This window comes from Bacillus halotolerans (assembly GCF_001517105.1).
GTDB lineage: Bacteria > Bacillota > Bacilli > Bacillales > Bacillaceae > Bacillus > Bacillus halotolerans.
This window is the reverse complement of record NZ_LPVF01000008.1, coordinates 883,047-907,087: the sequence shown is the minus strand read 5'-3', so window position 1 is coordinate 907,087 and position 24,041 is coordinate 883,047. Positions and strand designations below refer to the sequence as shown.

Annotated in this window: 23 protein-coding genes; 12 read left to right on the top strand and 11 right to left on the bottom strand. The window is 45.1% G+C overall.

Features of this window, described 5'->3' with window-relative positions:
• The gene (locus AU387_RS07035) at positions 1-456 is read right to left on the bottom strand and encodes an RDD family protein (RefSeq protein ID WP_044160124.1); all 456 of its coding nucleotides are present in this window, start codon (positions 454-456) and stop codon (positions 1-3) included.
• 255 nt (positions 457-711) lie between these two features.
• On the opposite strand from AU387_RS07035, the gene AU387_RS07030 reads away from it, so the two are divergent.
• Entirely contained in the window at positions 712-1,131 is a 420-nt protein-coding gene (locus AU387_RS07030) for a DUF5391 family protein (RefSeq protein WP_044160121.1), read from the top strand.
• A gap of 105 nt (positions 1,132-1,236) precedes the next feature.
• Entirely contained in the window at positions 1,237-2,469 is a 1,233-nt protein-coding gene (locus AU387_RS07025; protein ID WP_059335294.1) for an outer membrane protein assembly factor BamB family protein, read from the top strand.
• Between the two features lie 43 nt (positions 2,470-2,512).
• Here the strand turns inward: AU387_RS07025 and AU387_RS07020 are convergent, their stop codons facing one another.
• Complete coding sequence (locus AU387_RS07020) at positions 2,513-2,980, bottom strand: RDD family protein (RefSeq protein WP_059335293.1); 468 nt, start codon at positions 2,978-2,980, stop codon at positions 2,513-2,515.
• Between the two features lie 204 nt (positions 2,981-3,184).
• Complete coding sequence (locus AU387_RS07015) at positions 3,185-4,522, bottom strand: aldehyde dehydrogenase family protein (protein WP_059335292.1); 1,338 nt, start codon at positions 4,520-4,522, stop codon at positions 3,185-3,187.
• Positions 4,523-4,662: 140 nt separating this feature from the next.
• Between AU387_RS07015 and AU387_RS07010 the strand changes: the two genes are divergently transcribed.
• Positions 4,663-5,823 (top strand): TetR/AcrR family transcriptional regulator, encoded by a 1,161-nt coding sequence (locus tag AU387_RS07010; RefSeq protein WP_059335291.1) that lies wholly within the window; start codon positions 4,663-4,665, stop codon positions 5,821-5,823.
• A 33-nt stretch (positions 5,824-5,856) separates the two neighbouring features.
• Here AU387_RS07010 and AU387_RS07005 read toward each other — a convergent pair whose 3' ends face one another.
• Positions 5,857-6,678: an SDR family oxidoreductase gene (locus tag AU387_RS07005; protein WP_059335290.1), complete on the bottom strand. Its 822-nt coding sequence runs from the start codon at positions 6,676-6,678 to the stop codon at positions 5,857-5,859.
• 118 nt (positions 6,679-6,796) lie between these two features.
• On the opposite strand from AU387_RS07005, the gene AU387_RS07000 reads away from it, so the two are divergent.
• Positions 6,797-7,048 carry a hypothetical protein gene (locus tag AU387_RS07000; protein WP_024123458.1) on the top strand — a complete coding sequence of 84 codons (252 nt, stop codon included), beginning with the start codon at positions 6,797-6,799 and terminating at the stop codon, positions 7,046-7,048.
• Positions 7,049-7,237: 189 nt separating this feature from the next.
• Positions 7,238-9,118: a molecular chaperone HtpG gene (htpG, locus tag AU387_RS06995; protein ID WP_059292167.1), complete on the top strand. Its 1,881-nt coding sequence runs from the start codon at positions 7,238-7,240 to the stop codon at positions 9,116-9,118.
• 44 nt (positions 9,119-9,162) lie between these two features.
• Here htpG and AU387_RS06990 read toward each other — a convergent pair whose 3' ends face one another.
• The 7 genes from AU387_RS06990 to iolR form a co-directional block, all read right to left on the bottom strand.
• Positions 9,163-10,548, bottom strand: coding sequence for a sugar porter family MFS transporter (locus AU387_RS06990; protein WP_059335289.1), 1,386 nt, complete (start codon positions 10,546-10,548; stop codon positions 9,163-9,165).
• A gap of 128 nt (positions 10,549-10,676) precedes the next feature.
• A complete protein-coding gene (locus tag AU387_RS06985) occupies positions 10,677-11,165 on the bottom strand; it encodes an HPP family protein (RefSeq protein WP_232460830.1) in 489 nt (162 codons plus the stop codon).
• A gap of 137 nt (positions 11,166-11,302) precedes the next feature.
• Positions 11,303-11,869, bottom strand: a complete 567-nt coding sequence (locus tag AU387_RS06980; RefSeq protein ID WP_082687849.1) for a CGNR zinc finger domain-containing protein — start codon at positions 11,867-11,869, stop codon at positions 11,303-11,305.
• Positions 11,870-12,045: 176 nt separating this feature from the next.
• Positions 12,046-12,351, bottom strand: a complete 306-nt coding sequence (locus AU387_RS06975; RefSeq protein ID WP_059335287.1) for a DUF2653 family protein — start codon at positions 12,349-12,351, stop codon at positions 12,046-12,048.
• 3 nt (positions 12,352-12,354) lie between these two features.
• Complete coding sequence (locus AU387_RS06970; RefSeq protein ID WP_059335286.1) at positions 12,355-13,008, bottom strand: hypothetical protein; 654 nt, start codon at positions 13,006-13,008, stop codon at positions 12,355-12,357.
• Between the two features lie 272 nt (positions 13,009-13,280).
• Complete coding sequence (locus AU387_RS06965; protein WP_024123451.1) at positions 13,281-14,213, bottom strand: aldo/keto reductase; 933 nt, start codon at positions 14,211-14,213, stop codon at positions 13,281-13,283.
• 53 nt (positions 14,214-14,266) lie between these two features.
• Entirely contained in the window at positions 14,267-15,022 is a 756-nt protein-coding gene (iolR, locus tag AU387_RS06960; protein ID WP_059335285.1) for a myo-inositol utilization transcriptional regulator IolR, read from the bottom strand.
• A 408-nt stretch (positions 15,023-15,430) separates the two neighbouring features.
• Here iolR and iolA point away from each other — a divergent pair, with 408 nt between their 5' ends.
• The 7 genes from iolA (at position 15,431) to iolG (ending at position 24,031) form a co-directional block, all read left to right on the top strand.
• Positions 15,431-16,894: a methylmalonate-semialdehyde dehydrogenase gene (iolA, locus tag AU387_RS06955; protein ID WP_059292171.1), complete on the top strand. Its 1,464-nt coding sequence runs from the start codon at positions 15,431-15,433 to the stop codon at positions 16,892-16,894.
• Between the two features lie 74 nt (positions 16,895-16,968).
• The gene (gene iolB / locus AU387_RS06950) at positions 16,969-17,784 is read left to right on the top strand and encodes a 5-deoxy-glucuronate isomerase (protein WP_059335284.1); all 816 of its coding nucleotides are present in this window, start codon (positions 16,969-16,971) and stop codon (positions 17,782-17,784) included.
• A gap of 23 nt (positions 17,785-17,807) precedes the next feature.
• On the top strand, positions 17,808-18,785 hold the full coding sequence (gene iolC / locus AU387_RS06945; protein WP_059335283.1) for a 5-dehydro-2-deoxygluconokinase: 978 nt from the start codon (positions 17,808-17,810) through the stop codon (positions 18,783-18,785).
• A 32-nt stretch (positions 18,786-18,817) separates the two neighbouring features.
• Complete coding sequence (iolD, locus tag AU387_RS06940) at positions 18,818-20,731, top strand: 3D-(3,5/4)-trihydroxycyclohexane-1,2-dione acylhydrolase (decyclizing) (RefSeq protein WP_059335282.1); 1,914 nt, start codon at positions 18,818-18,820, stop codon at positions 20,729-20,731.
• Between the two features lie 15 nt (positions 20,732-20,746).
• Entirely contained in the window at positions 20,747-21,640 is an 894-nt protein-coding gene (gene iolE / locus AU387_RS06935; RefSeq protein ID WP_059335281.1) for a myo-inosose-2 dehydratase, read from the top strand.
• A 14-nt stretch (positions 21,641-21,654) separates the two neighbouring features.
• Positions 21,655-22,974 carry an MFS transporter gene (locus AU387_RS06930; RefSeq protein ID WP_059335280.1) on the top strand — a complete coding sequence of 440 codons (1,320 nt, stop codon included), beginning with the start codon at positions 21,655-21,657 and terminating at the stop codon, positions 22,972-22,974.
• Between the two features lie 22 nt (positions 22,975-22,996).
• The gene (iolG, locus tag AU387_RS06925; protein WP_059335279.1) at positions 22,997-24,031 is read left to right on the top strand and encodes a bifunctional inositol 2-dehydrogenase/D-chiro-inositol 1-dehydrogenase; all 1,035 of its coding nucleotides are present in this window, start codon (positions 22,997-22,999) and stop codon (positions 24,029-24,031) included.
• Positions 24,032-24,041 lie beyond the last annotated feature (10 nt).

The window sequence follows — 24,041 nt, the reverse complement described above, 5'->3', positions numbered from 1 at the left end:
TTATTTATATACAACCCGTGTACGGCAAATGATGTCATGAAGGCCCTTTTTCTCTCCGAATGCCACCATGATAAAACCGATATAAAAGATAATTCCAGATAATATGTACGCAAAGTAACGGCCGATTGCCTGCCCGACAGACACGCGTCCGCCTTGTTCATTGACTACTTTCAGCCCGAGAATTTTCTTGCCGAGCGTACCTTGCATTTTAGAAGCTGTAAGCAGCCCGTAATATAACACACTGATGACGATCATGATCAGCATGGTTGGCAAAAATGCCAGCGTCAAGTATTTCACCATATATTCGTCTTGTGTCATGTATGGGTCTGTTGCGATGGATCCAGCGATAAATACGGAATTGATAATAAATAGAATAATATAGCTAGGAACAGATACAATAATGCCGTCAATCAAATAAGCTAAAACACGAATCCAAAATCCTGCCGGTTTTTCCATGTATATTTCTCTCTCCTTTGAATTAATCTGGAACAGTATACTTTGTAAAAAAAGCTTTTGCAATATGATATGGTGATAAAATCCTGATATTACTGAAAAATGAGTCTTTTATCCTTTGTTTTTTACTATATAAATATACTAGTAATAACCATATTGTTTGCGTATCTGTTTTGGGATTTTTTAAAATATAATGAATTTTCCACCCGGCTTCCTTATAATAAAAAGGTTAATATTTCTATTTGAAGGAGGAGTTTGATGTCTAGAAAAAACAGCGTGGCGATCATGACAGCCATTTCTGCTTTTCTTTTCTGCGCCATGATTGCTGCGGCTTCACTTTCGCCGCTGGCCGGAACGGGAGGGGCGGCCAATCAATTTAATTCAGTCGGCATGTGGTCAGCTATCGGTATGATTTTTGTATTATATTTTATTCCTTTAATCATTTATATGCTCGGAGTAGATGCGATGAGGTATGTCATGGCGGTGCTTTGCGGCTTTGGGCTGCTGATTCACTTGTCTTCAGCCGGGTTTATCTTGATGTATAGTTTCTTCAGTGACCATCCGTTTTCTGATGTGATCTTTGTGATTGGGATTAGTCTCGCTGCGGCTGCTGTCAACGTTATTTGGTTTGTGGCTGCGTTTCGTTCAGTTGCTGAAAAAACGTCGCAAACAGCCTGACATAGTTTTCTAGTTTGTGATGGTTTTGTGAAGCAGAATGATAAAATGGATTAATATGTTATAATGATCATATATTAGAAAATACATATAATGGGGGTCTCAATGATGATCAAGTCATTTCGTATGAAAGCTTTGATTGCGGGAGCTGCGGTGGCGGCTGCTGTTTCGGCCGGCGCTGTTTCTGACGTGCCCGCTGCCAAAGTGCTTCAGCCGGCAGCTGCTTACGCGGCGGAAACGGTGTTTTCTCAAAATAATGGAGCATCCGGCTTTTTAACAGGAAGGTATGATGTACAAGCTATGGCGCCTGCCATGTTTAACTGGTCACGCGAGAGTCGATTCGCTGGCAATACAGACGGGACGCTGAAATGGCAAAACGATATTAGAACGACACCGCAAAATGGTGCGGGGGCAGTAGTTGATGGAGACGGCACGGTATATCTTCATTCCAGAGACGGGGAAATGAAAGCCTTTAATCCTGACGGCTCAGTCAAATGGGTGACGGGCAATCTGGGAAAAACGTTCACACAATCTCCTGTACTCGGAACCAACGGTGTTATCTATCTGGCATCTTATGATAAAAAGATTTATTTTATCGACAAGGAAACGGGTGAGATTTTAACAACGGTTCCGTTAAGCGGCGGGCCAAGCTCTGAAACGGTGATCGGTTCAGACGGCACGTTGTACTTCTCAACACTTGATAATTATGTTCACGCGATCAAACCGACGTCAAAATCAACTTGGACAGAGCGCTGGAAGTTGAAAACAAATGGTGTCGTCAGCTCTGTGCCGGTGCTTGCCTCAAACGGCACCGTGTATGTCGGCACATACAATAACGTGTTTTATGCGATCAATTCCGGAACCGGACAGGTGAAATGGTCCAGAACGACGTCAAATGCGTTTAAAGGATATCCGGTGATTGATAAGGATGGCACCGTTTATGCCGGCAACCAAGACGGACAGCTGTATGCGTATACGTCAACAGGCAGCTTAAAATGGACATTCCCTCTCAACGGGTTCTCCAGTTCATCGCCTGCGATCGACCATAACGGCAACATCTATATCGGTTCAGGAAGCGGCGAGCTGTTTTCCATCAGCAAAAACGGGGATATGAACTGGTCATTCTACACAGACGGCCCTGTCAGAACGGCGCCGCTGATTGACGCGAAGGGAACGGTTTATTTCGGGTCGGATGATATGAAGGTTTATGCGGCGGACGCAAACGGCAATGAATTATGGAGCTATCAAACCGACAGCAACGTCGTGTCATCTCCCCAGCTTGCTGAGGACGGAACACTTTATATTGGAAGTTATACGAAGCTGATGGCTTTTGGAAAATAGCAGAACAGGCTGGCGAGGTGATCTCGGCAGCCTGTTTTTGGTATCAATCAAGATGTTTATTTTTATAGATAACCTTAGTCCCGCAAATATAATCGTGTAATGCCAGTTTAGAGGGGAAAGCCGCCATAATGTAACCGATATACAAAATTCCTGATGGTATGTAAGCAAAAAAACGGCCAAAGCTGTGCCAAAATGAAATTCGCTCGCCATACTGATTGACAACGATGATGCCCATAAGTTTTTTGCCTAGTGTTGCTTGCATTTTTGAAGAAGTCAGCAAGCTATAATAAAGAATGCCGAAGATATATATGATGGCGATAACAGGGATCGTCCCGAATATCAGGATATAAAATTTATATTGCTCTTGTGTCATATAGGAGCTTCCTGCATCAATGAGAGGCAGGACAATGAAGGTGTTAATTTGGATCATAATAAAAGCAAAAAAATAGATAATTAAATCATCAATAATAGAGGCAACTGCCCGAATCCAAAATCCAGCTGGCTTTTCCATGTATAATATTCTCTCCTTTGAAGTTTCCTGGGATATTATACGTTAGAGGCTGTGCGGTTTCAATGAGATATACTAGAGGAATTTGGTCTCGTAGTGAAAATGGTATTTTATCACTTTTCATTTCTTTATTTTACCTTTTTATCTTTAGGTGAATAGAATGTTAAAAAAGAATCTGCAAGGTAATGCAGATTCTCTTCACTACAATTATTTAGAGGCTTGAATCAATACACCCTTCTCATGAGAAAACTCTTTAAATCCGTATACCCCATGGTAGGAGCCGATTCCGCTTGTATTTACGCCGCCGAATGGCAGGTTGACGTCACTAAAGTGAACGACAACATCGTTAATGGCTGCGTTGCCTGATGTTGTATGCTGAAGGACGTTGTCGATCAGGTCTTGGTTGTGGCTGAATACATAAAGCGCGAGCGGTTTATCGCGGTCATTTACGTAATCGATGACCTCGTCGATGTCTTCATAGTTCATCATTGGCAGGATCGGTGCAAAGATTTCTTCCTGCATGATCTTCATATCTGGCGTAACGTTTTTCAAAACGGTTGGCGAGATCGTACGGTCGCTTGCATCAAATACGCCGCCGAACACGACTTCCGCGCCTTTCTCGATAGCGTCGTCGAAAAGGTCTTTGACGCGGTTGAAGTTGCGGTCGTTGACAATCTGCGTAAATTTGCTGCGGTCCGGATTGTGATCATCCTCCATAAATCCTGCGTTGACGATTGTTTGTAAAATGCCCGCGAACTTGTCCTGCACATCTTTCTTAATGAAGATATAATCCGGTGCGATGCAGGTTTGGCCGGCGTTTACGAATTTGCCGACGGCGATCTTTTTCGCTGCGTCCATGAGATCGTATTCATTGTCAATGATTGTCGGGCTCTTGCCGCCAAGCTCAAGTGTGACAGATGCCAAGTGTTTGGCAGCCGCTGTCATGACGATTTTTCCGACATTTGTGCTTCCAGTGAAGAAAATATGGTCGAATGGCTGATCCAGAAGCTCGGTTGCCACCTCAACCTCTCCTTCAAAAATCGCAACTTCTTTTTCATCAAAAGCATCTCGAATTACTTTTGCGGCAATGTTGCTTGTGTTCATTGTAAAATCGGACAGCTTCACAATCGCGCTGTTTCCTGCTGCGAGAGAAGCGGCAAGCGGCGCCATTGTCAGCATAAACGGATAGTTCCACGGGCCAAGGATGAGTGTTACGCCTTTTGGCTCGTACATGAGAATCCCATTTGCCTCGGAGCTTAACGATGAACCGACTTCTTTAGGCGCCATCCATTTTTCCAGGTTGTTCATATTATCTCTGATCGCTTTTTTTGTTCCTTCGATTTCCGCTTTTTTGACCTCGTGATATGGCTTCCGCACGTCTTTGCGGATCGCTTCGATGATTTCCTCTTCATGTGCAATGACGGAATCCAAAAAGCGCTGAAGCTTTTCTTTACGCTGTTCCGCTGTTGAAGCGCGCAGCACTTTTTGCTGTTTTTTCTGAAGCTGGAAGACGCGCTGAATGTCGTCTTTTAATTGCTGTTCCATTGTAAATCCCCCTCATTTGCTTTCTGCTTATCTCGGAACTATTATAAAGTGGTATCTTTTCTATAAGAGAGACAACGGAGAATCATCTATACGTTACCGTACATATATCGAACATCTGTCTAAGTTTGGAGGTGACTTTTTTGCCGGAATCTGCTGAGGCTCAAATCAAACAGGCGCTTCTGGATTTATTAGAAAAAAGGGATATTCGACAGATTACAATGAAAGAAATTGCTGAACACGCACAAGTGAGCCGCGGGACGCTCTATCTTTATTACGAGGATAAGTTTTCAATCATTGAGGATTTAATGAGTGACATGCAGGAAGGATTGGGCGAAGCGCTCTACGAAGCCTTCAAGCACATGGATACACTTCATCTCAGCCAAAAGCGGCAAACAGTGCATCCAACATTGTCTTTTGTTCATCAGCATCAATCTTTTTTTTCAGCAATGATGGTCAGAGACAACGTACCGTATCACAATTTCCACCGGTTTTTTAAAGATGTGTTTCAGCAGGATGTCATGCTGTCTCCGGTTCATGTGAATTTGACGCCGATGGAGCAGGAGATTTACGGACATTACAGGGCTTTGTATACGTATGCCATTATTTTGTACTGGCTGAATGAGGATGCGTCTGCATCTCCGCAAGCCATCAGTCACAAGGTATGGGAACTCGTTTCTCAGAAACGGTTTTATTGGCTGTTTGGGCAGGCTGTTGAAGCGGAGCCGGAGGAGAGAAAGCAAGTTGACCGGCGTGTTGTCCGCACAAGACAGGCGCTGCAAGAGGCTTTGCTGGACGTATTGGCGGAGAAAAAAGACTATGCGGCGGTGACTATTTCGGATATTACCAGAAAAAGCAACATCCGCAGGGCAACCTTTTATGATCACTATGCCAATAAAGATGAGCTGTTACAAGCGATGATTCATCAATCATGTGCAGATATGATTGATCGGCTGACGGTGAGTGCCAGTCCGGATGAGCTTTCTTTAGCGGAAGCTGAGACGGCGCTTGCCAGCCTGCTTTCTGCATTATCGGAACGCTCGCCCATTGTCCGGTTTCTCAATCCTGAATGGGGAATTCCTCATGTGATACCCAGCATGTTCAAAGCGCTGGAATCTTTTTACCTGCACCAGCAGCTTGATATCCGCGCGGGGAAGAAACTTTATGCTTATTATGTCTCCGCTATGATTATCGGTTTGATGTTGTATCGGCTGGATGAGGGAAAGGCGCACGATCCGAGGGTGCTGGCCAGGGAGTTTTTGCAGTTTTTAGATGTGAAGAAGTATAAGATTATATTGCTTTGAAAAACAGAAAAGAGAGGGGCTGAATCCCCTCTCTTATTTCGTTTCTTCCTTCCATTTCTCATCAATCAGCATCTTCCCAGGCCATGTATACGCCATGATGCCGCCGTCTGCGGTGATGTCTTCGCCTGTGACGTATGAGCTGTCGTCAGATGCGAGGAACAGCGCCACCGTTGCCATTTCCTTCGGCTGGCCGAGGCGGCCGAGCGGTGTGATCCATTTGTTGGCTTCGCGGAATTTCTCGCCCATTTCCTGTTCCTTGGTGCCAGCTAATTTGTCAATAAGCGGCGTTTCAATCGTACCCGGTGAGATGGAATTGACCCGGATGCCGTTTCTTGCGTAATCAATTGCCATCGCTCTTGTCAGGTTTGTGATGCCGCCTTTTGCGGCGTTATAGCCGGAGCGGTCGAGGTCCGCGGCCCGGCCTGACATGGAGGAGGTGTTGATAATGGAGCCTCCTTTTTCGAGCATGAGCGGAATCAGATATTTGCTGCAAAGGAATGTGCCGCGCAGGTCGACGGCCATAATGCGGTCAAATAGCTCAACGGGGTATTCGTGCACCTTTCCGCCTTCCTGATCGACGCCGGCGTTATTAAACAGAATATCTATCGTTCCGCACGCCTCCTTGATTCGATCAGCAAAAGCTTTCACGCTGTTTTCATCTGACACATCGAGGTGAAAGGCATCCGCCTGTCCTCCGTTTTGCCTGATTGCTTCAACTGTATCTTCCATTTGATCTGTATTGATGTCTCCGATCATCACACGCGCGCCTTCATTGGCAAAAACCTCTGCCGTTGCTTGTCCAATGCCTGTCGCAGCGCCTGTGATCACTGCGGTTTTGTTTTCAAGTCTTCTCATGACACGAGTCCTCCTTTTTCTAGTTGTCTTCCCGCTGTGTGCAGTGATAAACATGTGAGAAAAGTAATACCTGCATATGTTAAAATGAACTAGAAATTGTTGGGAGGTTTTATGTGTTTTGAAGATACAGCATAAGAAGGAACTCAAATTTTATTGTCTCATTACGATTCCGGCTGCGTTTGCTGTGCTGACTGTCATCTCTTTTTTATTGCAAGAGATTACGTTTCCGGTTACAGCTAGCGCATTTCTGAATGCTTCATGGCATAATCTATTGTTTCTGATACCGTTCTGTTTGTTTTTCTATCCGGTGCATATTTGGATGAAGCGGGAGTTTAGCCGATGGAATGATGCAGGACAAAAGAGAGGCTGATCCTCTCTTTTTCTTATCAGACTGTCTAGAAAAAATAGTGAAAATACCCCCAACTAATGTTAAATTTACATATATATGCATCTATTGATCTTTGATGAAGACCGTATTGACATGAGTCATCATTTATGATAAATAGATGCTGAAAAGAGTTTACATAACATCACAAAGCATGAAAAAGGAGCGAGCGGAATGGCCAAAAAAGAGTTTAAAGCAGAGTCCAAACGACTGCTGGATATGATGATTAACTCCATTTACACTCAAAAAGAAATCTTTCTTCGTGAGTTAATTTCCAATGCGAGTGACGCGATTGACAAAATCTATTACAAAGCGCTGACAGACGATGCGCTAACCTTCGATAAAGACAATTACTACATAAAAGTCGCGGCTGACAAAGGCGCGAGAACACTGACCATCACGGATACAGGGATTGGAATGACAAAGGACGAGCTTGAACAGCACCTCGGTACGATCGCGAAAAGCGGCTCTCTTGCATTTAAAAAAGAAAACGAACAGAAAGACGGCCATGACATCATCGGGCAATTCGGTGTCGGATTTTATGCGGCGTTTATGGTAGCCGATGTGGTGACCGTTATCAGTAAGGCGCTCGGCAGCGAAGAAGCGTATAAATGGGAATCTGCTGGCGCAGACGGTTATACAATTGAGCCGTGTGAAAAGGATTCTGTCGGCACAGACATTATCCTGAAGATCAAAGAGAACACGGAAGATGAGAGCTATGATGAGTTTTTAGAAGAATACCGTTTAAAAGCGATCATCAAAAAGTACTCTGACTTCATTCGCTACCCGATCAAAATGGATACAACGGTTAATAAGCCGAAGGAAGGCAGCGAGAATGAATTTGAAGAGGTGCAGGAGGAACAGACGGTTAACAGCATGGTGCCGATCTGGAGAAAAAACAAGAGCGAGCTGACAGATGAGGACTATGAAACGTTCTATTCTGAAAAGCATTACGGATTTGATAAACCGCTCACTCACGTCCATATCAGCGTGGACGGTGCCGTGCGCTACAACGCCATTTTATTTATTCCTGAAAACATGCCGTTTGACTATTATTCTAAGGAATATGAGAAAGGCTTGGAGCTCTATTCCAACGGCGTGCTCATCATGAACAAATGCGCGGATCTGCTTCCGGACCACTTCAGTTTTGTGAAGGGTATGGTCGATTCTGAGGACCTATCGCTGAACATTTCTAGAGAAATGCTGCAGCATGACCGCCAGCTGAAGCTGATTGCGAAAAACATCAGCAAAAAGATCAAAAGCGAGCTGCAGAGCCTGCTGAAAAAAGACAGAGAAAAATATGAGACCTTCTACAAATCGTTCGGCAGACAGCTGAAGTTCGGCGTGTACAATGATTTTGGCGCGAATAAAGAGCAATTGAAGGATCTCTTATTATTCTACTCTTCCAAAGAGAAAAAACTGGTCAGCCTGGACGAGTACGTATCCAGAATGCCTGAAGAGCAGAAATACATTTATTACGCGACAGGTGATTCTTACGATCGCATTGAGAAATTGCCGCAAACGGAAATGGTAGCGGACAAAGGCTATGAAATTCTCTACTTTACTGAGGACATCGATGAGTTTGCGATCAAAATGCTCGCTTCATATCAGGAAAAAGAGTTCAAATCTGTATCAAGCGGCGATCTTGGCATCGATTCAGAAGAGGATCAAAAGCAGTCTGAAGAAGAGGAAAGCAAGTACAAGGATCTGTTTGAGGAAATGAAAAATATCCTGTCTGACAAAGTGAAAAACGTCAGAGTATCGAAACGCCTCAAATCTCATCCGGTCTGCCTCGCAGCTGACGGTGAAGTGACAATCGAGATGGAAAAAATCTTAAACGCGATGCCGGATAGCCAAAATGTAAAAGCGGACAAAGTGCTGGAAATCAACCCGAATCACGAGGTATTCAACACGCTGCAGAACGCTTTTGAACAAGATAAAGAGAAACTAAGCCTGTACACAAATCTCCTGTACAACCAGGCGCTTCTGATCGAAGGTCTGCCGATTCAGGACCCTGTGGAATTTACGAACAATATGTGCAAGGTGATGGTGTAATCATAAAAAAGGAATCGTCCCGATGAGACGATTCCTTTTTCTATTTATGACGTCCGTTCATTGAGCATACGGCTTTGTCCGTTGTTCTTTCTTTTAAAACGTTTTTTCAGGCTTGCTTCAATTTCTTCTAAGCTTTTCCCTTTGGTTTCAGGAACCATGTAAAGGGCGAAGAAAAATGAGAGAAGACAAATAACTGAAAAAATTGTAAAGACCCATGCGATGCCCATGGCGCTGAGCATCAGCGGGAAGACCAGAGACACGATCAGGTTGGTTGCCGATAACACCAAAGTGGTAAAGCCCGTCGCGGCCCCGCGCGCTTTGGATGGGAAGAGCTCAGGCATCAGAACCCATACAACCGGACCCCATGTTGCCTGGTAAAATACGATATAAACTCCGAGAAAAACAACAGTCAGCCAAGCTGTTGATGTTGAGAGCCCCAGCGTCAGGAGCACAGCCGATAGTGCGGCCAAGCTCAGCGTAATGCCGATGCTTCCCCAGATCAGCAGCTTTTTGCGGCCGATGCGGTCGATTAAAATCATAGCTGTAATACACATGATGACGTTGAGTACGCCGATTCCCATTGTGCCGAGCACCGATGCCGATGTGCCGAGACCGGCCTTCGTGAAAATGGTTGGCGCGTAGTAGATAACCGTGTTAATCCCGACAGCCTGCTGGAAAACGGCGAGGCCGACGCCAATGAGAAGCATAGGGCGAATCCATTTGGCTTTTAGCAAGCCGAGTGTTGTTTCTTTTTTCTCTGCTTCCCCTTGTTTCATATCTGCCAGTTCACGTTCAATATCTTCTTGATCATGAGTGATTTTCATGATTCGTTTCGCTTCATCTTCACGTCCGCGCTTCACGAGCCATCTTGGTGATTCAGGCATAAATGCGATCCCGATTAATAACAGCACGGCAGGCACCGCAGCCAGCCCCACCATCCAGCGCCACGCTTCAAACGGTGTGAATAGATAGTTTACGATATATGCAAGTAAAATACCGGTGACAATCATTAAATTGTTCATCGTGCCGAGTGTTCCGCGGATTTTTGTCGGTGCCATTTCGGAAAGATATACAGGCACCAGCGCCGTTGAACCGCCTACAGCCAAGCCGAGAATGACCCGAGACGCGATCAGCATGGTAATGGTTTGAGAAAATGCACAAGCAAGCGCCCCGATGATAAAAATGATGGATAAAACAAATACGACTTTTCTCCTGCCCCAGCGATCGGAGCACGTGCCGCTTAAAGCGGAACCGAAAATCGCGCCGAGGAGCAGCATGCTGACAACCAATCCTTCTGTCAGTGTTGTTAAAGGGATATCATTGTTGATAAACAGCAGCGCTCCCGAGATGACACCCGTATCATAACCGTAAAGCAGCCCCCCTAAAGCGCCGAAAAAGTAGATCATATATTTCCTTGTGTTTGTCTTCACAAATGTTCCTCCTCAGTCTTTGAGCCAGTGAGTATGTACTACGTGTAACAAAGTTAATAGATTAGTACCCTACTCCTAATCAATTTGAAACATTTGTTTGAAAAAAGATTGATTTCACAAAAGGAAATTCAAAGCCAAAACGAGGGATATTGGCGGTTTTTATGCAAGTTATTGATCACGAGTGCAATGATCACGATGATGGCAGATCCAATGAAAACGGGAAACAGTAAATAACTCCAAGTATACGCCCCTTGAATGACCACAATGGGATCTGCGCCGGCAGGAGGGTGAGTGGTTTTGGTCAGCATCATGAAAAAGATGGCAAGCCCTGTCCCCAATGCAAAAGTCCAGGGATGAGCCCCGAATATATGAAGGACAGCCAGCCCTGTAAGTGCAGAGATAAAATGCCCGCCAATCACATTTCTCGGCTGTGATAAAGGTGCATTCCAAGCGCTGAATACCAGCACGCAGCTCGCTCCAAAAGGGGCCATTAACCATAGGCTTGATGTATAAGAGGTCAATACTGCAAGCGCCAGAATGGTGATGAATCCTCCTAAAAAGCCTGTGACGGCGTCCTTTCCGTTGACCCGTAAAGGCGTCTTTCCTGTCCCTTTCATTTTTAAAAAGAAGTTGTTTTCCAAATTTATCCCTCCAGTATGTATAGGATAATAGTTAAATACTAACCTGTCAATTTTATTTTTATAGGTTAGTTCTTTGAGTCAATAAAAAGACCGTTCTCTGGGGAACGGTTTTTTTACTCATTATTGATTTTTTTCTGATGGCGTGAGACTTTTTGTCTGTTGCCGCATATCTTCATGGAGCACCATTTTCGCCTTCCTGTTTTATCAAGAAAAAGCAAAATGCACTTTTCGTTCGCGCACCGTTTCAGCTGTTGAATTTCTTTTGTATGAATCAGCCATAAGGCATCGTAAGCGATAAGCGATAAAATAGAATCATCTGGTTTTCCATTCGGAATGCGGGCAAGTTTGTCATCTAAGATTTGATAAGAAAAAGGAGCGGCGGCGATTTGATCTTGCAGGAAAGAGATAAAAGCTGGAGAAGGTTCACTGCCTTCGGCGATATGCTCAAAGTGTTTTCTCAGTTCAGCCCGGAATTGATGAATCCGCTGCAATTGTCCCCGAACTTCCTGTAGCGTCAAAGAACTGAGAAAAGGAGCAGTTTCTCCCATTATTTCAAACCATGTCATCAGGTCTTTTTCTGACTGGATGAGATCGTGCCGTTTGTCATAGCTTATGATTTCAGTATTCACGAGATCGAGAGAAAGGTTTTGTGTGATAAGAGGGAATTGAGCATTTGCCATTGTAATCATTCCTTTCAAAATCATTGTAAGCGCCAAAACCTTTTTGACGCAAGGATATGAGTAAAAGGAGGCTTTGCATGTTATCTCTAGGCAGTGTGCTCTTCCTGTTTACCGGAAGAGTGCCGGAGGGGAAAAACATCAAAAAACCTTACTCGCGCGGAGTAAGGTCTTGATTTTTATGCTCCCTCGTTGACAAAAACCAAGGCGGAGAAACCTTTTTTCTTATCAAATTGCAATTCAACGACGGTAACGTCTGGATTGAAGTTGTGGTATTCCTCTAAGAACTGAATAATGCCTTCTGAAATGTCATCTGACTCAAGCTGCTTGTGATGAAGGCCATATTTGGCTTCAGCGAAGAATCCTGTACGCTTGTTGTAAGACAGCTCTTTTACTTCAACGTCCTCAGGGTAAATCTCTTCTTCATTAGAAATATACACACAAATCCCGTCTACAATTTCTTGCTCATTTAATACCAATTTCATTACCTAAAAGCTCCTTCTGTACGTCTTCGGTGTTTTAAATGCACGAATCAGTGCGATGACAATGAGTAAAATAATGATCAAAGCGATGATATCCACGATCCAGGCAATGGGTGAAGCGCCATAAGAAACATAGCCCGGGCCCCCGACTGGATGATAGGTGTAGCCCCAAGGGTGCATCATGCTGATCATGAACATGCTTGTTGTGAATCCGCTATAATAGCCAAACCATCCTGATGGCGAGAATCCTGCATTGTAATAATGATTCACTGAAACATAACGTCCGCCAACATAAGCTTTAGATGTTTTTCCGCTGTATGTCTTTCCGCTTACTTTTGATGTGGCGCCGGAAAACGTGCCTGGCGATTTATTAGAGCTTGATGAGCTTGTCTTTTCGGAAGATTTCTTTTTCAGTGAAATCGATGATGATGATGATGAATCAGACGTTTTGGACTTGTTGCTTGAAGAGCTTGATCCTGAACTGTAGCTTGATTTCGGGCTGGATTTATAGCTTCCGCTGTATGACGAGCTTGAACTTCGGCTGCTGTGGCTGGATGATGAGCGGCCGCTAAAACTTTTTGCGTGAGAAATGGCTGATGGCAGCAGTACACCTAAAGCAACGGTTACTGCAACTAAGGCTTTAACATATTTCAGTTTCATTCTGTTTCCTCCATAGACCGCAACGGCCCGTTATTTCTGGTTTGAATCGTCTGCAAAAGTGATAGAAGCTGATGAGCTTATTCTATTGCTAGCTGATTCTAGCGTCATATCAATCTTTCATATCATGTTTAGCTTTTTCAATCACTTTCTTTCTGAGATAAACTACCTTTATTTTATCGGATTCATGGCTCTTTTTGTAAGTTTTGTATCAAAATCAAACCAATTTATGGGCAAAAAAAACAGCCTTCCCCATGGAGAAGGCTGTTTTCTTATTATGCGAACAGCTTATCAATAAACGAAATATCCTCCTGAGAAAGCGTTACATCGGCTGTTTTGATGTTATCAATCAGCTGATCGGCACGTTTTGCCCCAGGGATTAAAATGTCAATTTCCGGTCTTGCCAAATACCAAGCCAATACGATGTGAGGGATGTCCACGTTGTGCTTTTCAGCAATCGGCGCCAGTTTGTTGACCTTTCTGATATTTTCTTTGAAACGCTCGCCCTTGAAGTGTTCCTGTTCGTTTCGCAGGTCTCCTTCAGGGAATGTCGTATCTTCCGTATATTTTCCGGCCAGTAATCCTGATACAAGCGGGAAGTAAGGGATGAATGAAATATTGTGTTCCTTCGTATACGGGAAGAAGGTTGTTTCCGCTTCACGGTTTAACAGGTTGTATTCACCCTGAAGCACATCGACCAAACCGTCTCTGTTGGCTTCCTTCAGCTGTTCCAGAGAGAAATTGGAGACACCGATGGAACGGATTTTTCCGGCTTGCTTCATTTCATTCAGTGCGTTAACCGCTTCATCCTTCGGCGTATGTTCATCCGGAAAGTGAATGTAGAACAGATCGATATAATCGGTATTCAAACGTTTCAGGCTTTCATCAACTGATTTTTTCAGAAACTCAGGCGAATTATCAAAAACAAAGTCATTTCCTTCTTTTCTGTGCGCGGCTTTTGTGGCAATGACGACATCTTCACGATTGAACTCGCGCAGCACTTCACCAATTAGCTCTTCCGAACGGCCGATGCCATAAATATAAGCGGTGTCTAACATGGTCACGCCATTACGAATGGCCTCGCGAACCAATTCTTTTCCGGTTTCTTCATTCAGATTCGGGTAGAGGTTATGTCCTCCGACAGCATTTGTTCCTAATCCGATAGGGAATACCTGCAAGTCTGATTTTCCGAGTGTTGCTTTTTTCATGATCTACCTCCTGGAATAAAATTGATGAAAGACTCTCAACACTATTGTAAACGTTAGGCCAGATGAATGCCGATTTGGTGCTCATGGCAGTACTGCGTGTACTCGTCATCTAACGGCTGAGAGGTCACAATACAGTGCAGTCTGTCAAAGGGCGCATAGGTCAGCAGCGTTGATTTTCCGAATTTTGAATGGTCGGCCAATAAATACACTTCTTTCGCTTTTTCAGAAATCCTCTTTTTAATCTCATACTCGAGCAGGTCCGAATTGGTCAGTCCGTGTGTCAGTGTTGTTCCGGTTGCGGACATAAAGGCTTTATTGATATTGTACTTCTCCAAAGTGCCCGGATCATCCATGCCGACAAAGGAGCGTGTTTTTCTTTTATAGTTGTTTCCGATAATGATTAAGTTGATATTCTTCATAGCAGATGCCGCATTGATAATGTCCAAGCTGTTGGTTAAAATGGTGACATTTTTGTTCGGATCAAGCGTATCGAGAATCGATTTTGTGGTTGTTCCTGAGTCAATGAAGATTAGGTCATGATCTTCAATAAACCGGGAAGCATAATGGGCAATTTTTGTTTTCTCATCTTGGTGCTGGATGGTGCGATTCTCAAAAGGAACAAGTGCGGTTTTCTCAATTGATGTTACGCCGCCGTATACTTTTTCGATCGCACCCTTTTCCGTCAGCTTGTTGATATCGCGTCTGACTGTGTTTTTCGAAACATTGAAAACCTGGCACAGCTCATCTAAGGAAACAGTGCCATGTGATAAAATGTACTCCTCCATTTCCTGTATCCGCATCAGTTTCATACAAAAAACTCCTTCTTGAATCTTAAAGTAATGTAAATATATAATAAAAACCAAAAGTTAATCAATAGTTGCTTAAAAAATGATAACATTGGTATGTATCTTTTGCAAGATTCGTCGGACTTCTCTTACCTCTCTTCATTGATTAAAAGATTAATATAATAAAAATAATGAAAAAATGTAGTGTTTATGATTGACTTATGGGTATTATACGATTAGAATATAACCAAGAAATGACCAAAAAGTAACCTGTTGTGTGCGATTTCAGTGATGATATGGTTGCTTACATAAAAAGTGTATCTAACCACTGATTTTTTTGGTTTTTTTGAAAGCGTTTAATTGTTATCTTATGAATCTATCCTGAACCATCCATACAAGTGTATGTGTTTACTAATGAAGGAGGCAATAAGAATGGCAGAAATCAGAAAATTAAAAAACTATATCAACGGTGAATGGATTGAAAGCAAAACGGATCAATATGAAGACGTTATCAATCCGGCTACGAAAGAAGTGCTGTGCCAAGTGCCGATTTCTACAAAAGAAGATATTGATTACGCGGCTCAAACAGCGGGTGAGGCATTTAAAACATGGTCGAAAGTGGCGGTTCCGCGCCGTGCAAGAATTCTATTTAACTTCCAGCAGCTGCTGTCTCAGCATAAAGAAGAACTTGCTCATCTGATTACCATCGAAAACGGCAAAAACACAAAAGAAGCTCTGGGGGAAGTGGGACGCGGGATTGAAAACGTTGAGTTCGCGGCCGGCGCGCCTTCTCTGATGATGGGTGACTCACTTGCTTCTATTGCGACGGATGTGGAAGCGGCGAACTACCGGTATCCAATTGGAGTTGTCGGCGGAATCGCACCATTTAACTTCCCGATGATGGTTCCTTGCTGGATGTTCCCAATGGCAATTGCACTCGGCAACACATTTATTTTAAAACCGTCTGAGCGTACGCCGCTGTTAACGGAGAAATTGGTTGAGCTTTTTGAAAAAGCGGGCCTTCCAAAAGGTGTTTTCAACGTCGTATACGGTGCGCATGACGTTGTGAACGGCATCCTCGAGCATCCTGAAATTAAAGCGATTTCATTCGTAGGCTCCAAGCCGGTCGGTGAATACGTCTACAAAAAAGGAAGCGAAAATTTAAAACGTGTTCAATCTCTGACAGGCGCGAAAAACCACACGATTGTCCTGAATGATGCGAATCTCGAAGACACGATCACAAACATCATCGGAGCAGCCTTCGGTTCAGCCGGAGAACGCTGCATGGCTTGTGCGGTTGTGACAGTTGAAGAAGGTATCGCTGATGAATTCATGGAGAAGCTTCAAGAAAAAGCCGCTGAGATTAAAATCGGAAACGGCCTTGATGACGGCGTGTTCTTGGGACCGGTTATTCGTGAGGACAACAAGAAACGCACGCTCAGCTACATTGAAAAAGGGCTGGAAGAAGGCGCGAGACTCGTTTGTGACGGACGTGAAAATGTGTCTGACGACGGCTACTTTGTCGGCCCGACAATCTTCGATAATGTCACAACAGAGATGACGATCTGGAAAGACGAAATCTTTGCTCCTGTCCTATCCGTCATTCGTGTGAAAAACCTGAAAGAAGCCATTGAGATTGCCAACAAGTCTGAATTCGCGAACGGCGCCTGCCTGTTCACATCCAATTCGAATGCCATCCGCTACTTCCGTGAAAATATTGACGCGGGAATGCTCGGCATCAACCTGGGTGTGCCGGCACCGATGGCGTTCTTCCCATTCTCCGGCTGGAAGTCTTCATTCTTCGGAACGCTGCACGCGAACGGTAAAGACAGCGTTGACTTCTACACGCGTAAAAAAGTGGTGACAGCAAGATACCCGGCACCTGATTTCAACTAAACGACGAACAGCCGAACGGCGTGTCTTTGCGCTGTTCGGACTCATTCTTACCATAGAAAGAGGAGGGCTTAACCATGAGTCATTTGTTGCGTAAGCCGCAGTCGAATGAAGTATCAAACGGCGTCAAGCTTGTGCATGAAGTAACGAAATCAAACTCAGATCTTACCTATGTAGAGTTTAAAGTGTTAGAACTCGCATCCGGTTCAAGCTATACAGAAGAATTGAAAAAACAAGAAATCTGCATTGTGGCGGTAACGGGGAAAATTACAGTGACAGATCATGAATCGACTTTTGAGAATATCGGTACGCGTGAAAGCGTATTTGAGAGAAAACCGACAGACAGCGTCTATATCTCCAATGACCGTGCCTTTGAGATTACGGCAGAGAGTGATGCGAGAGTGGCGCTTTGCTATTCGCCATCAGAGAAACAGCTTCCGACAAAGCTGATCAAGGCGGAAGACAACGGGATTGAACATCGCGGAAAGTTTTCCAACAAACGGACCGTTCACAACATTCTTCCGGATTCAGATCCTTCAGCTAACAGCTTATTAGTGGTTGAAGTTTATACAGACAGCGGAAACTGGTCCAGCTACCCGCCTCATAAACACGATCAAGACAACCTGCCGGAGGAATCCTTCTTGGAAGAAACCTACTACCATGAATTAGATCCGGGGCAAGGCTTTGTATTTCAGCGCGTATACACAGATGACCGCTCCATTGACGAGACAATGACTGTAGAAAATGAAAACGTTGTCATCGTTCCTGCGGGATATCACCCGGTAGGTGTGCCGGACGGATATACGTCCTACTATTTAAATGTCATGGCAGGACCGACACGAAAATGGAAGTTTCATAATGATCCGGCTCATGAGTGGATTTTAGAACGCTAACAAGTGAGGAGTGGCTGTTTACGATGAAGTATACATTCAATGAAGAGAAGGACTTTGATATTGTTGCCATCGGCCGGGCGTGTATTGATTTGAACGCGGTTGAATACAATCGCCCAATGGAAGAAACGATGACATTTTCGAAATACGTCGGCGGCTCACCTGCGAATATCGCGATCGGCAGCTCAAAGCTCGGCTTAAAAGCGGGCTTTATCGGTAAAATTCCAGATGACCAGCATGGCAGATTCATAGAGGCCTATATGAGAAACACCGGGGTAGACACAACGCAAATGATCGTTGATAAGGAAGGGCATAAAGCCGGTCTCGCATTTACTGAAATTCTGAGCCCGGAAGAATGCAGCATCTTAATGTACCGCGATGACGTGGCCGATCTTTATCTTGAGCCTTCAGAGGTAAGCGAGGACTACATCGCAAATGCGAAAATGCTGCTCGTGTCCGGGACAGCGCTCGCCAAAAGCCCATCACGGGAAGCGGTGTTAAAAGCCGTTCAATATGCGAAAAAGCATCAGATAAAAGTCGTGTTCGAACTGGATTATCGCCCATATACATGGCAGTCAGCCGATGAAACAGCTGTTTACTATTCTTTGGTTGCTGAGCAGTCCGATATCGTCATCGGAACACGGGATGAATTCGATGTCATGGAAAACCGCACAGGCGGCAGCAATGAAGAGTCTGTCAATTATTTATTTGACCATTCAGCCGACCTTGTCGTCATCAAGCATGGCGTAGAAGGCTCTTACGCATACAGCAAATCCGGCGAAGTCTTCCGCGCCCAAGCGTACAAGACAAAAGTGCTGAAAACCTTCGGAGCCGGTGACTCGTATGCTTCGGCCTTTATCTATGGACTTGTCAGCGGCAAAGACATTGAAACGGCATTGAAATACGGAAGCGCCTCAGCCTCCATTGTTGTCAGCAAGCACAGCTCATCGGAAGCCATGCCGACGGCGGATGAAATCGCACAGCTTATTGAAGCACAGTCATAATTGAAAAAGATCGAGTAAAGGTGGGATCGTTTGTGGGTAAGAAAATTCGCTTAACAACAGCACAAGCGCTGATTACATTCTTAAACCAGCAGTACATCCATGTAGATGGAAAGGAAGAGCCTTTTGTAGAAGGGATTTTCACGATTTTCGGTCATGGAAATGTTTTAGGGATTGGGCAGGCGCTTGAGCAGGATGCTGGCCATTTAAAAGTGTACCAAGGGAAAAATGAACAGGGAATGGCGCATGCCGCAATGGCGTACAGCAAGCAAATGCTGAGAAGAAAAATTTACGCGGTTTCAACATCTGTCGGACCGGGAGCGGCCAACTTAGTGGCGGCAGCCGGCACTGCATTGGCAAATAATATTCCTGTTCTCTTCATTCCGGCAGATACATTTGCGACAAGGCAGCCCGACCCTGTACTGCAGCAAATGGAGCAAGAGTACAGTGCGGCGGTTACAACAAACGATGCATTGAAGCCTGTATCGAGATACTGGGATCGCATTACACGCCCTGAGCAGCTGATGAGCAGCTTGCTTCGCGCTTTTGAAGTCATGACTGATCCGGCAAAAGCGGGTCCGGCGACCATTTGCATTTCTCAGGATGTGGAAGGCGAAGCGTACGATTTCGATGAAAGTTTCTTCGTCAAACGGGTTCACTATATTGATCGCATGCAGCCGAGCGAGCGTGAGCTTCTAGGTGCGGCGGAGCTGATTAAAGCCAGCAAAAACCCTGTGATCCTCGTAGGCGGAGGCGCGAAATATTCCGGTGCGCGCGATGAATTAATCGCCATTTCTGAGGCCTGTGACATTCCGCTGGTTGAAACACAGGCAGGCAAATCGACTGTGGAAGCTGATTTTCCGAACAACTTGGGCGGAATGGGCATCACAGGAACACTCGCGGCAAATAAGGCGGCCCGCCAAGCGGATTTGATTATCGGTATCGGCACAAGATATACGGATTTTGCAACATCCTCTAAGACCGCTTTTGATTTTGATAAAGCGAAGTTTCTGAACATCAATGTCAGCCGAATGCAGGCGTATAAACTCGATGCGTTCCAAGTGGTGGCGGATGCGAAAGTGACGCTTGGCAAACTGCACGGCCTGCTTGAAGGCTATAAGAGTGAATTTGGCTTAACGATTCAAGAGCTGAAGGACGAATGGCTCGCTGAACGTGACCGCCTCAGCAATGTGACATTTAAACGGAAAGATTTTGATCCGGAAATCAAACATCATTTCTCTCAAGAGATTCTAAACGAGTACGCTGACGCGTTGAATACCGAGCTTCCGCAAACAACGGCATTGCTGACGATTAACGATACCATTCCTGAAGACAGCGTGATTATCTGTTCGGCAGGCTCTCTTCCGGGAGATTTGCAGCGTTTGTGGCACTCCAATGTTCCGAATACGTATCATCTGGAGTACGGATATTCCTGCATGGGCTATGAAGTGTCCGGCACACTGGGGCTTAAATTGGCTCACCCAGACAGAGAAGTGTATTCCATTGTCGGAGACGGCAGCTTCCTGATGCTTCATTCCGAGCTGATCACAGCGATTCAGTATAACAAGAAGATCAATGTGCTGCTTTTTGACAACTCAGGATTCGGGTGTATCAACAACCTGCAAATGGACCACGGAAGCGGCAGCTACTACTGTGAGTTCCGCACAGATGACAACCAAATCTTGAATGTCGATTACGCGAAAGTCGCTGAGGGTTACGGCGCGAAAACGTACCGTGCTAACACAGTAGATGAGTTAAAAGCGGCGTTAGAGGATGCGAAGAAACAAGACGTATCAACGTTGATTGAAATGAAAGTGCTGCCAAAAACAATGACTGACGGCTATGACAGCTGGTGGCATGTCGGAGTGGCTGAAGTATCTGAACAAGAAAGCGTTCAAAAAGCATATGAAGCAAAAGAGAAAATGCTCGAATCTGCTAAGCAGTATTAGAGGGGAGGCATCATGATGGGCAAACATGAAATCCTGTGGGGGATCGCTCCCATTGGGTGGCGGAATGATGATATGCCTGAAATCGGCGCGGGAAATACACTTCAGCATTTGTTAAGTGATATTGTTGTCGCGCGTTTTCAAGGTACGGAAGTCGGGGGCTTTTTCCCCGAGCCTTCCATTCTTAATAAAGAGCTTAAGCTTCGGAATTTACGCATTGCGGGAAAATGGTTCAGCAGTTTTATTTTGCGTGACGGACTTGGTGAAGCGGCGAAGGCATTTACCCTGCATTGTGAGTATTTGCAGCAAGTCAATGCGGATGTCGCAGTTGTCTCTGAACAAACGTACAGCGTGCAAAGTCTGGAGAAAAACGTGTTCACAGAGAAGCCGCATTTTACTGATGAGGAATGGGAACGGCTTTGTGAAGGATTAAATCTTCTTGGGAAAATTGCCAATCAGCATGGCTTAAAGCTGGTATATCATCACCATCTCGGCACCGGCGTCCAAACAGCGGCTGAAGTGGAGCGCCTGATGGAGGGAACAGATCCTGCACATGTGCACCTCCTCTACGATACGGGCCATGCGTATATTTCTGACGGTGACTACATGGGCATGCTGAAAAAGCATATCGATCGCATTAAACATGTCCATTTTAAAGATGCCCGGCTGAATGTCATGGAAAAATGCAAACTTGAAGGGAAATCGTTTCAGCAAGCATTTTTACAAGGCATGTTTACGGTTCCCGGTGACGGCTGCATTGATTTTAGAGACGTATATCAGCTGCTGTTAAAACACAATTATTCCGGATGGATTGTCATTGAAGCTGAACAGGACCCCGATGTCGCAAACCCGCTTGAGTATGCATTGATCGCGAGAAACTATATTGATGAGCAGTTGTTGGATTTGGCGTAATGGGGACTGAATATATGGGCCATACCAATGCAGATTCGGCCTTCAATAAACGGACAATCGCGGCAGCATTGGCTAACTATATAGATGCCGGTTCGATTGTGGCTGGATCTGCTGGTTTATCGTTATGGGTCAGTTACCTGAAGCTGTCAGATACCCAAATCGGATTGCTCGGCGCATTGAGTGCGAATGCCATCTCTGCCGCAGTCGGTGCTTTGCTTGGGGGATTTTTGGCGGATAAAGTCGGGCGAAAAGCTGTTTATACGAACAGCATGCTGATTTATGCGCTGGGGATTTGTTTCGTCCTGTTTAGTGTTAACTTTTCCATGCTGTTAAGCGGTTACATGATTATCGGGCTATCAGTTGGCGCTGATATCACCGCCTCATGGACGATCATCGCGGAAAACGCGCCTAAGAAAAACCGGGCCCGCCACTGCGGGGTGGCACAGGTTGCGTGGGCCGCGGGGGCAGTCGCTGTTCTGCTTCTCTCTGTGTTGGTCGGTGATTTAGGTTTGTTGGGAAATAAAATTGTGTTTGCTCATCTGCTGGTGATTGCGCTGATTACGTACGTCCTCAGAATCAGGCTTCCTGAGTCAGACGCGTGGCAGCAGAAAAATAAGCCTGCAGACACACAGGCTGCAGAGAAGCAGGCTGTATTACACAAAACCTCGTATTTTGATTTGCTCAAGCCTAAGTATGTAAAAAGCATCCTGTTTTTAATGGGTGTGTACTTGGTTTGGAACTTAGCCGCCGGCGTTATGGGCTTCTTTATGCCTTACATTTATCAGCAGGTCGGCGGGGTATCTGCCAACATGGCAAATCTGTTGCAAATGGGTCTGTTTATCTTTACCGGTCTTGGGGTCGCTCTGATCTTTATGCCCTTTGCAGATCAATATAGAAAAACGGTTTTTGGAATCGCTGCTTTTATGGCCGTCATCGGCTGGACGCTGTTTCTGCTCCCGGTTGAAGGACTGCCGGTTCTGCTTCTGTTTATCGTGGTGATGGGGATCAATAACGGGGCCGGCCAGCAGGCGAACTATCAATTATGGGCCAGCGAAATTTTTCCTACTCAATACCGTGCTTCCGCACAAGGACTGATGTTTTTCCTTGTTCGTATCTCAATAGGGATTTGGAGTCTGTTTGTCCCAATGATTATCAGCCATTTCGGCATTGGAACGATGGCTGCAATTCTCCTCGGGTGTGTGACGGCCAGCATGATGATCGGGCTTCTTTTCGCGCCGAATACATCTGGCAAGTCGCTTGAACAAATTCAAGAGGAACTCTACGGATCGCCTCGGAGCCAAGTAAAGCAAGAAACAGAAAGCAAAATGATGTAACCAACAGAAGGAGTGGCTGTCAATGAGTTTACGTATTGGTGTTATTGGAACTGGAGCAATCGGAAAAGAACATATTAACCGCATCACAAACAAACTGTCCGGCGCAGAAATTGTAGCTGTAACGGATGTGAATCAAGAAGCCGCACAAAACGTTGTCGAGCACTACCAATTAAACGCAGCAGTATATCCTGATGATGACAGCCTTCTGGCAGATGAAAATGTAGACGCTGTCCTAGTGACAAGCTGGGGGCCTGCGCACGAATCGAGTGTGTTGAAAGCGATTAAAGCCCAGAAATATATATTCTGTGAAAAGCCGCTTGCGACAACTGCTGAAGGATGCATGCGCATCGTCGAAGAGGAAATGAAAACGGGGAAACGCCTCGTTCAAGTCGGCTTTATGCGCCGTTATGACAGCGGTTACGTACAGCTGAAAGAGGCGCTCGACAACAATGTCATCGGCGAGCCGCTCATGATTCACTGCGCGCACCGCAACCCAAATGTAGCTGATAACTATACAACGGATATGGCCGTTGTCGATACACTTGTTCATGAAATTGATGTGCTGCACTGGCTCGTCAATGATGACTACGAGTCCGTTCAAGTCATCTATCCGAAAAAATCAAAAAATGCCCTGCCGCACTTAAAAGATCCGCAAATCGTAGTCATTGAAACAAAAGGCGGTATCGTTATCAATGCTGAAATCTATGTGAACTGTAAATACGGCTATGACATTCAATGTGAGATCGTTGGAGAAGACGGCATCATCAAGCTTCCTGAACCATCAAGCATCAGTATGAGAAAAGAAGGCAAATTCAGCACAAATATCCTGATGGATTGGCAGAGACGCTTTGTGGACGCGTACGATGTGGAAATCCAAGACTTCATTGATTCGATCCAGAAAAAAGGCGAAGTCAGCGGGCCGACGGCATGGGACGGCTATATTGCTGCCGTTACGACTGACGCGTGTGTAAAAGCCCAGGAATCTGGACAAAAAGAAAAGGTTGAATTGAAGGAAAAACCGGAATTCTATCAATCTTTTACAACAGTTGAAAACTAGGAATATGGAG

Bases quoted from the DNA above. Each gene is read 5' to 3' on its own strand.
- AU387_RS07005 (WP_059335290.1), bottom strand. From the start codon at position 6,678: ATGAGAAGACTTGAAAACAAAACCGCAGTGATCACAGGCGCTGCGACA.
- iolB (WP_059335284.1), top strand. From the start codon at position 16,969: ATGAGTCATTTGTTGCGTAAGCCGCAGTCGAATGAAGTATCAAACGGC.
- AU387_RS07035 (WP_044160124.1), bottom strand. From the start codon at position 456: ATGGAAAAACCGGCAGGATTTTGGATTCGTGTTTTAGCTTATTTGATT.
- AU387_RS06930 (WP_059335280.1), top strand. From the start codon at position 21,655: ATGGGCCATACCAATGCAGATTCGGCCTTCAATAAACGGACAATCGCG.
- AU387_RS07020 (WP_059335293.1), bottom strand. From the start codon at position 2,980: ATGGAAAAGCCAGCTGGATTTTGGATTCGGGCAGTTGCCTCTATTATT.
- AU387_RS06975 (WP_059335287.1), bottom strand. From the start codon at position 12,351: ATGAAATTGGTATTAAATGAGCAAGAAATTGTAGACGGGATTTGTGTG.
- AU387_RS06985 (WP_232460830.1), bottom strand. From the start codon at position 11,165: ATGAAAGGGACAGGAAAGACGCCTTTACGGGTCAACGGAAAGGACGCC.
- iolG (WP_059335279.1), top strand. From the start codon at position 22,997: ATGAGTTTACGTATTGGTGTTATTGGAACTGGAGCAATCGGAAAAGAA.
- AU387_RS06970 (WP_059335286.1), bottom strand. From the start codon at position 13,008: ATGAAACTGAAATATGTTAAAGCCTTAGTTGCAGTAACCGTTGCTTTA.
- AU387_RS06965 (WP_024123451.1), bottom strand. From the start codon at position 14,213: ATGAAAAAAGCAACACTCGGAAAATCAGACTTGCAGGTATTCCCTATC.
- iolC (WP_059335283.1), top strand. From the start codon at position 17,808: ATGAAGTATACATTCAATGAAGAGAAGGACTTTGATATTGTTGCCATC.
- iolA (WP_059292171.1), top strand. From the start codon at position 15,431: ATGGCAGAAATCAGAAAATTAAAAAACTATATCAACGGTGAATGGATT.
- AU387_RS06980 (WP_082687849.1), bottom strand. From the start codon at position 11,869: ATGGCAAATGCTCAATTCCCTCTTATCACACAAAACCTTTCTCTCGAT.
- AU387_RS07025 (WP_059335294.1), top strand. From the start codon at position 1,237: ATGATCAAGTCATTTCGTATGAAAGCTTTGATTGCGGGAGCTGCGGTG.
- AU387_RS07015 (WP_059335292.1), bottom strand. From the start codon at position 4,522: ATGGAACAGCAATTAAAAGACGACATTCAGCGCGTCTTCCAGCTTCAG.
- htpG (WP_059292167.1), top strand. From the start codon at position 7,238: ATGGCCAAAAAAGAGTTTAAAGCAGAGTCCAAACGACTGCTGGATATG.
- iolR (WP_059335285.1), bottom strand. From the start codon at position 15,022: ATGAAACTGATGCGGATACAGGAAATGGAGGAGTACATTTTATCACAT.
- AU387_RS07030 (WP_044160121.1), top strand. From the start codon at position 712: ATGTCTAGAAAAAACAGCGTGGCGATCATGACAGCCATTTCTGCTTTT.
- iolE (WP_059335281.1), top strand. From the start codon at position 20,747: ATGGGCAAACATGAAATCCTGTGGGGGATCGCTCCCATTGGGTGGCGG.